We start from the raw sequence: 12,593 nt of genomic DNA, 5'->3' as shown, positions 1-12,593 counted from the left end.
AGAGCCAGTCCGACGTTCAGCCCGATTGCCAGACGTCCGGCGGCAATGTTGCGTGCAAAGCCTTCAACTCCGCTTGCATCTCGGCAATCATCCAAGCGCAGATCTCGGAGACGACAGGCCGCAGCAGCCTTGAGCGCGGCGCAATCAGGTGATGAGTCCGGCCGGTGTTGATCTGTCGGTCCGAAGCCGGAACAAGTGCTCCCTGAAGCAAAGCCCTCGAAACATTGCTGAGCCAGCCGAGCGCGACACCTTCCCCGTTCATCGCGGCCTGAAGCACAACCGCGTAGTCCGAAAATTCGAGCCACTTTGCCCTGCTGGCCTTGCGGTCGGCGACGTGGCCCCAAGCGTCCAGCCACTGCAATTTGGGATCGGTGAGATGGAGCAGGACATGACCCCCACCGTCCGCGTCGTGCTTCAACGGGCCACGAGCCGACAGGTAGGACGGACTGCATACCGGAACGATGATTTCCGGCGAGAACGCCCAACGATGATAGCTCGTGTCGTCATCGGCCAGGATTCTCGTGGCAAGGTCGACGTTTTCGGCCGGCCCGCGCAGAACGCCCGCGATCAATTCGAATCTCAGGTCCACATCTGGAAATCTTGTGTTGAAGGCGCTCAGCCTCGGAACGAACCAATGCGTCACCAGCGAACTCGAAAGGGAGAGCGTCACGACCGGCTTTGCAGCATTCTTCTCCTTGATCCCGTGGATGACCTCCTCGATTCCGTCAAATCCTTCGCGCACCGCCGCATAGAGCGCCCGGCCACCCGCGGTCGGGGTCAAACCCGTCGTGCCCCGGGTGAAAAGCGCGACGCCAAGATCGGCCTCCAACTGGGCGATGCTGCGGCTGATGGACGGTTGCGTGACGTTGAATTCCCGGGCGGCGGCCGTGAAACTTGCCAGCCGGACAGCCGACTCGAAGACCAGAAGTCCGCGTGCGGAAGAAACGAGTTTTGCGAAGCCAGCCATACGCCAAGCGTATAGCTACCCCAAGAATTTTCAAGCTTTCTGCGGCACCGCAAATAGCAGACTATAACTTTCATGAATGGTTCGGAGCAGAACGTGATCATAACGGCGCCCCAGTCAAAAACACCGGCGGCATCGAGGGATCCTCTGCTTGAGCCGTTTCGGCTCAAGGGACTGGTGTTACGCAACCGCGTCATAAGCACCAGTCACGCTTCGATGCTGGACGACGGCGGCCTGCCGCTTGAGCGTTACCAGCGCTATCATGAGGAAAAGGCACGCGGCGGCCTCGCCATGACAATGGCAGGCGGCTCGGCGATGACGTCGCCGGATTCCAGTTGGGGTGGCGGTCAGCTGGACCTTTCGAGCGATCGCATCGTCCCGCATCTCCAGTCGCTGTCGCAGCGAATCCATCGCCATGGTGCCGCCGTCATGTGCCAGGTGTCGCACCTTGGCCGGCGCGCCACCGCCTATTCTGGCAACTGGCTCCCGCCGGTGGCGCCGTCGCGCGTTCGCGAGACGCGAAACCGGAATTTCCCGAAGGAGATGGATGCTGCGGACATCAGCAGGATCGTCAAGGATTACGCAAGTGCCGCCAGGCGCTGCCGCGATGGCGATCTCGACGGCGTCGAGACTGTTACCGGCGGACATCTGATCGGCCAATTCCTTTCTCGCAGGACCAACAGACGTACGGACGCCTTCGGCGGTTCGCTCGAAAATCGCGTGCGCTTCGGGCTGATGGTGCACGAGGCGATCCGTCGAGCGGTTGGCGATGACTTTGCTGTCGGGATTAGGTTCGTGATCGACGAGGCGGTCGAGGATGGCTCGGATTTCGAGGAATGCCTTGCCTTCGCCAGTCTGTTCGAACGGGAAGGCCATATCGATTTCTTCAACTGCATCTTCGGCCGCATGGACACCGACCTGTCCCTGGCCGAACAGAATATGCCCGGCATGTTCAGCCAGAGCGCGCCGTTCTTGCCGCTGGTTGGACAGTTCAAGCGCGAAACAAGGCTCCCCGTCATCCACGCCGCAGGCATTCGCGACGTAGCCACGGCGCGGCATGCGATCCGCGAGAACCTCGTCGACCTGGTCGGTATGACGCGGGCGCATATCGCCGACCCGCATATCGTCAACAAGGTAATGCGCGGGGAAGAAGAACGCATCCGCCCATGCGTCGGCGCATCCTACTGCCTCTACAAGAAGGTCCAGTGTATCCACAACCCGGCCAGCGGCCACGAAACGATCGTCAGCCACATCATCGACCGGGCCGAAACACCGAGACGGGTGGTCGTGGTCGGCGGGGGCCCGGGCGGGATGGAAGCGGCACGGGTCGCCGCCGAGCGCGGGCACGGCGTGATCCTGCTCGAAGCCGGGGCGCGGCTTGGTGGCCAGTTGCTGATCGCCGCCTCCGCCTCCGATCGCAGGGATCTCATCGGCATCGTCGACTGGCGTGGCGACGAACTCGCCCGCCTTGGCGTGGATGTCCGCCTCAACACATATGCGGTTGCGGAGATCGTCCTTGCCGACAATCCCGACGCGGTGATTGTCGCCACAGGCGGCATTCCGGACATGGAATGGCTTGAAGGCGCTGAACACTGCGACAGCGTCTGGGACGTGCTGAGCGGGGTCGTGCCGGCGAAGGACGATCTGCTCATCTACGACGAGACCGGTCGCCAGGCCGCTGTCTCCTGCGCCCTCCATCTCGCCCGTTTGGGGCGCACGGTTACACTCGCCATCGCGGACGACACGCTGGCGATCGAGACCCCCTACCCGGATAGGGTAAGTTTCCGCAAGCGCGTGTCAGAACTCGGCATCCGGGTCGTCAGTGATGTCCGGTTGGCCAAGGCAGCGCGCCAAGACAACGGGATCATCGCCAGGTTCCGGCATGAGCTCACAGGTGCAGAAACTGAATTGAGTGCTGCCCAACTCATCATCGAGCGTGGCACGGTCCCCATGGAGGACGTCTATCAGGAATTGCGTGCCCGCTCTTCCAACGACGGCGTCACCGACATTGCGTTGATGACGGGAGTGAGGGCGAAGGGGGACACCCCCTCCCCAATCGTGGGATCGTTCGAGTTACACCGCATTGGGGACGCGGTTGCCAGCCGGGATATCTACTCGTCGATCTATGAGGCCTACCGTCTCTGTTCGCAACTGTAGACGGGCGGAAGCCCGACAGCCGCGAAGGGGGCGGTGGCCGCGACCTTCCCTCGATCGTGGGTGACATTGGACCGCATACCTAACGTCCCAAAGCCGTGGATGATCCAGGTTGCGTTCAAATTGGATTGTGGGCGTCGTCACGACGTTGCTCGGAGCTAGGTGGCTTGTCGTCGGTACCAACCCTAACAGGATGATTCTCATGTCGCACCGATCGGAAGCTCGCGGAGTTCACGAAGGCGCTGACGACGCGATGAGTGGGCCATCGCGCCCGTGCCGACGCGATGGTCCTCCGTTTCAGATCGATGGACGTCCGGCCCGAGCCTTCCGTTTCTACGGCCATGGTCGGGGTCTATCGTGGATGCGAAGTCATTCTCGGCGCCCTGATTGGCACCGTGCTGCACTGGTTGCCGAGGTGGTCATCAAGACGCTTGGATACAGACCGGCGGCCGTTGGTGTTTCCTAATTTCGGTCCTTCACGTCACGCGTCTCTTTTCGAGCTTCCGCGCTAGCGTTCGCCGATGCATGCCGAGGCGCCGCGCCGTCTCCGAAATGTTGAAGTCGGTGTCGACAAGGGTCTCGTGAATGCGCTCCCATTCGAGGTTCTTTATCGAGGTGTGCCGTTCGGTGAGCGGGACTGACGCGTCCCCGTCGACCTTGCCGAAAGCAGCCTCGATGTCGTCCGTATTGGCGGGCTTCGCGAGATACTGGCAGGCGCCGAGCTTTATCGCCTCGACAGCCGTGGCGATGCTGGCGAAACCCGTCAGGACAACGATCCTCATCTCCGGGTCGTGTTCGTGCAGTGCCTTGACGCATTCGAGGCCAGAACCGCCGGCAAGCTTGAGATCCACGACGGCATATCGAAACGCAACCCTGCCGACGAGCGCCAGCACGCCATCGACGCTCTGGCAGATATGCGTATCGTAGTCGCGTCGTTCGAAGGACCGGCGCAGCGCGTTTGCAAAGGCGGTGTCGTCCTCGACGATCAACAGCGCGCGTTTAGTCGGCATGGTGGCCTTCTGGGGACAGAGCAGCCAGCGGTAGCTGCAACGTGACCGAAGCTCCCCCCTCGGATCTGTTCCTTACGGCGACGGTACCCCCCAGCTTGCGGATGACGTTGACGACGAGAAACAGGCCAAGCCCACTGCCGGGCCGGTTCTTCGTCGAACTGTAGGGCTTGCCGAATTCCGCAAGCATGGCTTTTTCAAATCCCGGCCCCGCATCGGCCACTTCGACAACGAGACTGTCCACCTGACGGCTGATGACCAGCCCGACCCAATGAGGCGACGCTTCGAGTGCATTGTCCAGCACATTGAACATCACCTGCTTGAGCGCGGGGTCGGAAACGATTTCCTGGTTGGTTCCGTAACCGTTGCTATATTCAAAAACGTGAGGCAGCCGTGTGGATTTCCACTCGGCCACCAGTTCTGCCAGGAAGGCATCTACGGAGGTGCGAACGGTTCCTTCGCCACGCAGTTCACCCGACGACATCAGGATACCCGAAACGATCTTCTTGCAGCGATCCAGCTGGCCCTGCATCTCACGGATTTCCTGCGTCAACTCCGGATCGGCCTTGAGGGTCGGCATGCGCCGCCAATCGTTGAGGATGACGGAAAGCGTGGCGAGTGGCGTGCCGAGTTCATGCGCGGCGCCCGAGGCGAGAAGGCCCATCCTGACGATATGATCCTCCTCCGCAGATTGCTGGCGCAGATCGGCCAGATGCGCGTCGCGGGTGCGAAGGTTGTGCTGGACCCTAGTGATGAAGAGCACCAGAAGCGTGGCCGCCAGGACGAAGCAGATGAACATGCCCTGGATGTGCAGGCTGAACAGCCCGGTACCGTGCGCATGCGGCAGGCTGATCTCCCGGTAGAAGCTGGTCAGCGCGACGAAGCACGCGCTGGTGATGAGAACCAGCGCCCATACCGACCAGGTCTCGAGCAGCACAGCGCCCAGAATGACCTGGAGCAAATAGAGGGAAATGAAGGGGTTGGACGCGCCGCCGCTCAAATACAGCTGAACAGTCAATGCTGCGACATCGAGCAGGAGTTCGAGAAAGAGCTCCGTGTTGGTGATGGCGTCCCGGCTGCTGTGCCGAAGCAGGCTGGCGATGTTGAGCGCGGTCAATAGCAAGATCACCACCGCCATAGGGATGAGCGGCAGGCCAATGCCGAGCCCGTAGCGGACGAAGAGAATCGTCACGATCTGACCGCCGACCGCAATCCAGCGCAATTGAATCAGAAGCAGGAAATTCTGCTTGTTGGTTTTATCGTGCAGGGTCATTCAGGTCGGTTCCGGTACCCGGCTTCAATCTACTGGCCAATCGGTCGATATGCTTGTCGGGACAACTCCAATCTTCCGATCTGCCCTTTGATCGGCCAGGGCGAGACAGCGCAAGTCTTGGAACCCTCCGACTCAAGCAGCGGTCCGGTCCAGACGCTGGCTCAGCCTGAGTGCCAGCAGGGTACAGGCTGCCCCTGAGAGCAAATAGGCGCCCGATGAAATCAGTCCGAAATGGCTTGAGAGGAACAGGGCGACGATGGGCGCGAAGCCGGCGCCGAACAGCCAGGCGAGATCGGAGGTCAACGCCGCGCCGGTATAGCGGTAGGTCCTGGAAAAGTTCGATGCCACCGCGCCAGAAGACTGACCGAACGACAGGCCGAGCAGGATGAAGCCCAGCACCATGAAGGCGGCCTCGCCCAGAATGCCGCCATCGAGAAGCTGCGGAGCAAAGCCGCTGAACGCTGCGATGGCAACGGCCGAGCCGCCCAGCAGGGGCCAGCGTCCGACCCGGTCGGCGACGAAGCCGGAGATCACGATTGCCGCAAGACCGAAGATGGCTCCGATCGTCTCGATGACCAGGAACCGTGCCGGCCCTTCGCGCGTGAACAGGAATATCCAGGACAGCGGAAACACCGTGACCATGTGGAACAGGGCAAAGCTTGCCAGCGGCGCGAAGGCACCAAGCACGACGGTGCGCCCTTCCGCCCGCAATGTCTCGCTCACCGAAGTAGGCTGCAGCTCCTGGCTTTCGAACAGCCTGGTGTATTCGGGCGTCACGACGATTCGCAGCCGCGCGAACAGGGCAACGACATTGATGGCGAAAGCGACGAAGAACGGGTAGCGCCAGCCCCAGCTGAAAAAGTCTTCTGCCGACAGATTGCCGACGAAGAATGCAAACAGCGCGCTGGCGACGATCAGTCCGAGCGGTGCGCCGAGCTGCGGGATCATAGCGTACCAGCCGCGACGATTTCCCGGTGCGTTCAGGGCCAGCAGAGAGGCAAGCCCGTCCCAGGTGCCGCCAAGGGCCAGGCCCTGGCCGATCCGGAACAATGCCAGTAGCCAGGCGGAAGCCGAGCCGATCTGCTCATGACCCGGAAGAAAGGCGATTGCGACCGTCGAAGTGCCCAGCAGGAATAGAGCGATGGTCAGTTTGGCGCTGCGTCCATAGGCCCGGTCGACTGCCGTGAAGATGGTCGTTCCGAACGGCCGCGCGATGAAGGCAAGCGCGAAGATGCCAAACGAGTAAAGCGTGCCTGTTAGCGGATCGAGGTAGGGAAACACGAGTTTTGGAAAGACGATGACGGAAGCGATCGCATAGACGAAGAAATCGAAGAACTCCGATGTCCGTCCGATGATGACGCCGACGGCGATTTCGCCGGGGTTCACCTCATGATGGCGCGCGGTGATGCGTCTCGCGTCGGCCTCGATCTTCGAAGTTGGACTCACAGCGTTCTCCGTTGCCCGGGAGACGCGTCTGGCACCACATTCAGATGCGATCGCGTGCCATGTGCGCGGGCCAGATGCCTTGATGCCGGTTGGCGCATGATTGCGGCATTGGACAAATTGTCCAATGCCTTCATTGCTGCAGTGCAGCTAGCACTTGGGGGAACAACCGACAGGTCATCCATTGAGCCGTCTTCGCACCCTCGTCCTGCTGCCCCTGCTGGCATCGCTCGGTTCCTGCAGCATGGTGGTCATGAACCCGTCTGGCGACGTGGCCGCGCAGCAGCGCGACCTGTTGGTGATATCCACGGCATTGATGCTGATCGTCATCATACCGGTGATGGCGCTCACCATATTCTTCGCCTGGCGCTATCGCCAGTCGAACCGCGAGGCGCGCTACGAGCCGGACTGGGACCATTCGACCCATCTCGAACTCGTCATCTGGGCAGTGCCGCTCCTGATCATCATCTGTCTTGGCGCGGTAACCTGGATGGGTACGCATCTGCTGGACCCGTATCGGCCGATCGGCCGTGTCGCTGCCGGCAAGTCGCTCACGCCGGGCGCGCGTCCGCTCGAGGTCGAGGTCGTCGCCCTCGACTGGAAATGGCTGTTCATCTACCCGGAATACGGCGTCGCCGCGATCAATGAACTCGCCGCGCCGGTCGATCGGCCGATCACCTTCCGCATCACCTCCGCATCGGTGATGAACTCCTTCTACGTCCCCGCTCTCGCCGGACAGATCTATGCGATGCCGGGCATGGAAACGAAGCTGCACGCCGTCATAAACAAATCCGGCGACTATGAGGGATTCTCCGCCAACTACAGTGGCGCCGGCTTTTCCGGGATGCGCTTCGCATTCCATGGGCTGAACGATGCTGACTTCCAGGCATGGGTTGCGAAGGCGAAAGACGGCGGCGGCAAGCTCGACCGAAGCAGCTATCTGGAGCTCGAGCGGCCCAGCGAGAACGAGCCGGCGCGGCGCTACGCCTCCATCCAGTCAGACCTGTACAAGGCGGTCCTCAACATGTGCGTCGAGCCCGGCAAGATGTGCATGAGCGAGATGACGCAGATCGACGCCAAGGGCGGCCTTGGCCTGGCCGGCATCTACAACACCGTTCCGCTGCTATACGACAAGTTCGCTCGGCGCGGCACGGTCTTCGGCCCCGCTCCATCCTATGTCGCCAGCATATGCACAACAGAGGAAGCGCTGGCGGCAGCCACGAACGCGGCGCAACCCGCCTTGCCGACAACCTTCACGCCAATCCTCGGTGCAGGTCTGCAACGGCCACCCGCCATGTCGATCCGACTGCCATCACGCTCCGCAACCGGCGCGTTTCGGTCGCCGTTCAACTCCTGAGGCGCCACGCAAGACATGTTCGACAATCCCACACTTCTCAAGGCGATCTTCGGCCGCCTGACGCTCGAGTCGCTTCCACTCCATGAGCCCATCGTCGTGGCAACCTTCGTTGTCGTCGCGCTGGGCGGCATCACCCTTGTCGGCGCGCTGAGCTATTTCCGGCTCTGGTCTTATCTGTGGCGCGAGTGGTTCACCAGTGTCGACCACAAGCGCATCGGCGTCATGTACATGGTGCTCGGTATCGTCATGCTGCTGCGCGGCTTCAGCGACGCGATCATGATGCGCCTCCAGCAGGCGATGGCCTTCGGCGGCTCGGAAGGCTACCTGAACTCACATCACTACGACCAGATATTCACCGCGCACGGCGTGATCATGATCTTCTTCGTGGCGATGCCGCTGGTCACCGGCCTGATGAATTTCGTCGTCCCGCTGCAGATCGGCGCGCGCGACGTGTCGTTTCCGTTCCTCAACAATTTCAGCTTCTGGATGACTGCCGGCGGTGCGGTCATCGTCATGATGTCGCTGTTCGTCGGCGAGTTTGCGCGCACCGGCTGGCTGGCCTACCCGCCGCTTTCGAGCATCGGCTACAGTCCGGATGTCGGCGTCGACTACTACATATGGGCGCTGCAGGTGGCAGGCGTCGGCACGCTGCTGTCGGGCGTCAACCTCGTCTGCACCATCGTCAAGATGCGCGCTCCTGGCATGACCATGATGCGGATGCCGATCTTCACCTGGACCGCGCTCTGCACCAACGTGCTCATCGTCGCTGCCTTTCCGGTGCTGACGGCGGTGCTGGCGCTGCTCTCCCTCGACCGCTATGTCGGCACCAACTTTTTCACGAACGATTTCGGCGGCAACCCGATGATGTACGTGAACCTGATCTGGATCTGGGGCCACCCCGAGGTCTACATCCTGATCCTGCCGGCATTCGGCATATTCTCCGAAGTGACGTCAACCTTCTGCGGCAAGCGCCTCTTCGGCTACACCTCGATGGTCTACGCCACCATCGTCATCACCATCCTGTCCTATCTCGTCTGGCTGCACCACTTCTTCACCATGGGCTCGGGCGCCAGCGTCAATTCGTTCTTCGGCATCACCACGATGATCATCTCGATCCCGACGGGCGCCAAGATATTCAACTGGCTGTTCACCATGTACCGCGGCCGCATCCGCTTCGAACTGCCGATGATGTGGACGGTAGCCTTCATGCTGACCTTCGTGGTCGGCGGCATGACGGGCGTGCTGCTCGCTGTTCCCCCGGCCGACTTCGTGCTCCACAACAGCCTGTTCCTGGTCGCGCATTTCCACAACGTCATCATCGGCGGCGTGCTGTTCGGCCTGTTCGCCGGCATTAGCTACTGGTTCCCCAAGGCGTTCGGTTTCCGGCTCGATCCGTTCTGGGGGAAGATGTCGTTCTGGTTCTGGATCGTCGGCTTCTGGTTCGCCTTCATGCCGCTCTACATCCTCGGCCTGATGGGCGTGACGCGCCGGCTGCGTGTCTTCGACGATCCGTCGCTGCAGATCTGGTTCATCATCGCCGCGTTCGGCGCATTCCTGATCCTGCTCGGCATCTTGTCGTTCCTCATCCAGATCTTCGTCAGCGTGCGGCGGCGCGAGGACCTGCGCGATGACACCGGCGATCCCTGGGACGGACGCACGCTCGAATGGGCAACCGCTTCGCCGCCGCCGGCCTACAATTTCGCATTCACGCCCGTGATCCATGACGGCGACGCCTGGGCCGACATGAAGAAACGCGGCTACCAGCGCCCGTTGACGGGCTTCCGCGACATCCACATGCCGCGCAACACCGGAGCCGGCGTCATCCTGGCCGGGTTGAGCGTGGTGCTTGCTGTGGCGCTCATCTGGTACATCTGGTGGCTGGCGATCGTCAGCTTCGTCGCCCTGATCGGCTACGCCATCGCGCATACGTTCAACTACGACCGCGACTTCCACATTGCGTCCAGCGACGTCACGCGGGTCGAGGACGAGCGCACGCGCCTGCTAACGGCCAACGGTCAGGTGGGGTGAACACAATGGCACTTGCGCATGATGTGAGCGACGACACGATCTTCCACCTGGAAGACGACCACGGGCTTGCCGAGGGCGGCAGCAGCACCATGCTCGGCTTCTGGATCTACCTGATGAGCGACTGCCTCATCTTCGCGATGCTGTTCGCGGTCTACGGCGTTCTCGGCGGCAATTATGCAGCCGGGCCCGCGCCGAAGGATCTGTTCGATCTGCCGCTCGTGGCGCTCAACACCACCATGCTGCTCCTGTCCTCCATCACTTACGGCTTCGCGATGCTGGAGATGGCGAAAGGGCGCGTCGGGTCCATGCAGGCCTGGCTGGTGGTCACCGGCCTGTTCGGCCTCGCTTTCCTCGGCATCGAACTCTACGAATTCGCGCATCTGATCCATGAAGGCGCGACGCCGCAGCGCAGCGGCTTCCTGTCGTCGCTCTTCACGCTGGTCGGAACCCATGGCCTGCACGTCACCTTCGGTCTGGTCTGGCTGGTGGTGCTGATGGTCCAGGTCTCCCGGCATGGGCTCATCGCCGCGAACCAACGGCGGCTGATGTGCCTGAGCATGTTCTGGCACTTCCTCGACGTCATCTGGATCGGCGTCTTCACCTTCGTCTATCTGATGGGAATGTTGCGATGAGCGCCGGACACCACGCCGACACCAAGGAACACGGGCATGCGGATCACGGCGTAGATCATGGCTCGCTGCGCGGCTACCTGACCGGCTTCGGCCTGTCGGTGGTGCTGACCGCAATCCCCTTCGCGCTGGTCATGAGCAACGCGCTCGGCAACCAGATGGCGTCGGCGATCGCCATCATGGCTTTTGCCGTGGTGCAGATCGTCGTCCACATGGTGTTCTTCCTGCATATGAACACCCGCTCGGAGAGCGGTTGGACCATGATGGCGCTGATCTTCACCCTCATTCTGGTGGTCATCGCGCTGACCGGATCGCTCTGGGTTATGTACCATCTGAACATCAACATGATGCCTGGCCACGACATGAGCCAGATGCCCTGAGAGGCTTGGCGGCTTGCACGAAGAGGCGCAGACGCGGCCGCATTCCGGTCCCGGCGATGGCCGGCGCGCACCGCGTTCGAAATGGGCACTGCTGTCGCTTTGCCTTTGCTTCGCCATCGGCGTGGCCGGGTTTTCAGCGCTTGGGATCTGGCAGCTGGAGCGCCGGGTCTGGAAGCTCGACCTGATCGACCGTGTCGACCAGCGTCTCAAGGCAGTACCCGTGGCCGCCCCGGGGCCTTCGGCCTGGCCGGCGATCAACGCCGGGGATGACGAGTATCGCCAGCTTGCCGTCTCGGGCAGGTTCGTCGATGGCCGAGAAACGCTGGTTCAGGCGGTGACCGATCTCGGCGGTGGCTTCTGGGTGATGGCGCCGTTCCGGACGGATGATGGTTTCACCGTGTTGGTGAACAGGGGTTTCGTGCCGCCGGACAAGCGTGATCCGGCAACGCGTCAGCGAGCCCGACCGTCAGGCGATCGCACTGTGGTTCATGGTCTGCTGCGCATGACAGAGCCGAAGGGCGGCTTCCTGCGTGCCAACGATGCGGCAGCCAACCGATGGTATTCGCGCGATGTCCAGGCGATCGCCGCAACACTGCGCATCCCTCAGGCCGCCCCCTACTTCATTGATGCCGACGCCACACCCAATCCGGGCGGATGGCCTGTGGGCGGTCTGACAGTTATCGCATTCCACAACAACCATCTGGTCTATGCCGTGACGTGGTTTGGGCTGGCTTTGATGGTGCTGGGCGCCGCCGTTGTCTTTGTCCTGTTTTGCGGGTCTGACAGGCGTAGTTGGCGTCCAGACCGGCAGGCATAGGAGCGCGCAGACCGACGAGGCGAAATAAGGATGCACGGACTGGTCGAACGCGACCAGTTCAGGGCCTGTCGTGCATCCACCCCGAGCGCTTCGTCGAGGACGGCTGGTCGCCGCCGGGCTTCACCCTGCGCACCCGGATCGTCACGTCCACGAGATCGACGGGACGCACGTGAAGCACCGCCGAAACGACCTCGCGAAAAGTGTGTTCGGCAATCGGCGGGGTCGGCATGATGCAAGTGTCGCGTGTCGGCTGAGATCGCGGCGCAGTTCCCCGTCAAGTCGGAAGAACGCGTCGCAAAGGGAAGTCGGCCTTGATCTTCTTGACCCCTGGGAGTCTGGAAAGGATGTTCCGATGCACCTCTTCGAATTCTTCGATCCCGTCGACCGCGACGAACAGTAGATAGTCGGTGTTGCCTGTCACGGCGTAGCATTCCTCGATCATCGGATGGCCCCGAAGAGAGCGCTCGAAAATCTCGCTCTCTTGTGAGTTCACCACTTCCAGTTCGATCCGGATCGCGACCTTTGTGCTCACTGACAGCTC

The 12,593-nt window shown here is 61.9% G+C and carries 12 protein-coding genes; 6 read left to right on the top strand and 6 right to left on the bottom strand.

Features of this window, described 5'->3' with window-relative positions; translation table 11 throughout:
* Nucleotides 1–16: 16 nt before the first annotated feature.
* Nucleotides 17–967 (bottom strand): LysR substrate-binding domain-containing protein, encoded by a 951-nt coding sequence (locus D3227_RS06165; protein ID WP_120013230.1) that lies wholly within the window; start codon nt 965–967, stop codon nt 17–19.
* 72 nt (nt 968–1,039) lie between these two features.
* Here D3227_RS06165 and D3227_RS06160 point away from each other — a divergent pair, with 72 nt between their 5' ends.
* Nucleotides 1,040–3,121, top strand: a complete 2,082-nt coding sequence (locus tag D3227_RS06160) for an oxidoreductase (protein ID WP_120013229.1) — start codon at nt 1,040–1,042, stop codon at nt 3,119–3,121.
* Nucleotides 3,122–3,594: 473 nt separating this feature from the next.
* Here D3227_RS06160 and D3227_RS06155 read toward each other — a convergent pair whose 3' ends face one another.
* From D3227_RS06155 to D3227_RS06145, 3 genes are all read right to left on the bottom strand, one after another.
* Complete coding sequence (locus D3227_RS06155) at nt 3,595–4,128, bottom strand: response regulator transcription factor (protein ID WP_120013228.1); 534 nt, start codon at nt 4,126–4,128, stop codon at nt 3,595–3,597.
* Complete coding sequence (locus tag D3227_RS06150; protein WP_120013227.1) at nt 4,118–5,398, bottom strand: ATP-binding protein; 1,281 nt, start codon at nt 5,396–5,398, stop codon at nt 4,118–4,120. Before D3227_RS06150 ends, D3227_RS06155 begins: the two co-directional genes overlap by 11 nt.
* A gap of 132 nt (nt 5,399–5,530) precedes the next feature.
* A complete protein-coding gene (locus D3227_RS06145; RefSeq protein ID WP_120013226.1) occupies nt 5,531–6,844 on the bottom strand; it encodes an MFS transporter in 1,314 nt (437 codons plus the stop codon).
* Between the two features lie 181 nt (nt 6,845–7,025).
* On the opposite strand from D3227_RS06145, the gene cyoA reads away from it, so the two are divergent.
* The 5 genes from cyoA to D3227_RS06120 are packed head-to-tail and all read left to right on the top strand — an operon-like array spanning nt 7,026 to nt 12,052.
* Nucleotides 7,026–8,198 (top strand): ubiquinol oxidase subunit II, encoded by a 1,173-nt coding sequence (gene cyoA, locus D3227_RS06140; RefSeq protein WP_120013225.1) that lies wholly within the window; start codon nt 7,026–7,028, stop codon nt 8,196–8,198.
* A gap of 15 nt (nt 8,199–8,213) precedes the next feature.
* The gene (gene cyoB, locus D3227_RS06135) at nt 8,214–10,226 is read left to right on the top strand and encodes a cytochrome o ubiquinol oxidase subunit I (RefSeq protein WP_120013224.1); all 2,013 of its coding nucleotides are present in this window, start codon (nt 8,214–8,216) and stop codon (nt 10,224–10,226) included.
* Between the two features lie 5 nt (nt 10,227–10,231).
* Entirely contained in the window at nt 10,232–10,858 is a 627-nt protein-coding gene (gene cyoC, locus D3227_RS06130; RefSeq protein WP_120013223.1) for a cytochrome o ubiquinol oxidase subunit III, read from the top strand.
* Nucleotides 10,855–11,235, top strand: a complete 381-nt coding sequence (cyoD, locus tag D3227_RS06125) for a cytochrome o ubiquinol oxidase subunit IV (protein ID WP_120013222.1) — start codon at nt 10,855–10,857, stop codon at nt 11,233–11,235. The genes cyoC and cyoD overlap by 4 nt, the downstream gene beginning before the upstream one ends.
* Before the next feature lie 13 nt (nt 11,236–11,248).
* Nucleotides 11,249–12,052: an SURF1 family protein gene (locus D3227_RS06120; RefSeq protein WP_120013221.1), complete on the top strand. Its 804-nt coding sequence runs from the start codon at nt 11,249–11,251 to the stop codon at nt 12,050–12,052.
* A gap of 58 nt (nt 12,053–12,110) precedes the next feature.
* On the opposite strand, the gene D3227_RS42175 is transcribed toward D3227_RS06120, so the two are convergent.
* Together D3227_RS42175 and D3227_RS06110 are read right to left on the bottom strand one after the other, a co-directional pair.
* On the bottom strand, nt 12,111–12,281 hold the full coding sequence (locus tag D3227_RS42175) for a hypothetical protein (RefSeq protein ID WP_208646342.1): 171 nt from the start codon (nt 12,279–12,281) through the stop codon (nt 12,111–12,113).
* 45 nt (nt 12,282–12,326) lie between these two features.
* Entirely contained in the window at nt 12,327–12,584 is a 258-nt protein-coding gene (locus D3227_RS06110; RefSeq protein ID WP_167480614.1) for an Lrp/AsnC ligand binding domain-containing protein, read from the bottom strand.
* Nucleotides 12,585–12,593 lie beyond the last annotated feature (9 nt).

The organism is Mesorhizobium waimense (genome assembly GCF_003601975.1).
GTDB lineage: Bacteria > Pseudomonadota > Alphaproteobacteria > Rhizobiales > Rhizobiaceae > Mesorhizobium > Mesorhizobium waimense.
This window is presented reverse-complemented; position numbering and strand designations above follow the sequence as displayed.

Coding starts and splice junctions, on each gene's coding strand:
- cyoD (WP_120013222.1), top strand. CDS start 10,855: ATGAGCGCCGGACACCACGCCGACACCAAGGAACACGGGCATGCGGAT.
- cyoC (WP_120013223.1), top strand. CDS start 10,232: ATGGCACTTGCGCATGATGTGAGCGACGACACGATCTTCCACCTGGAA.
- D3227_RS06155 (WP_120013228.1), bottom strand. CDS start 4,128: ATGCCGACTAAACGCGCGCTGTTGATCGTCGAGGACGACACCGCCTTT.
- D3227_RS06160 (WP_120013229.1), top strand. CDS start 1,040: ATGAATGGTTCGGAGCAGAACGTGATCATAACGGCGCCCCAGTCAAAA.
- D3227_RS06165 (WP_120013230.1), bottom strand. CDS start 967: ATGGCTGGCTTCGCAAAACTCGTTTCTTCCGCACGCGGACTTCTGGTC.
- D3227_RS42175 (WP_208646342.1), bottom strand. CDS start 12,281: ATGCCGACCCCGCCGATTGCCGAACACACTTTTCGCGAGGTCGTTTCG.
- cyoB (WP_120013224.1), top strand. CDS start 8,214: ATGTTCGACAATCCCACACTTCTCAAGGCGATCTTCGGCCGCCTGACG.
- D3227_RS06150 (WP_120013227.1), bottom strand. CDS start 5,398: ATGACCCTGCACGATAAAACCAACAAGCAGAATTTCCTGCTTCTGATT.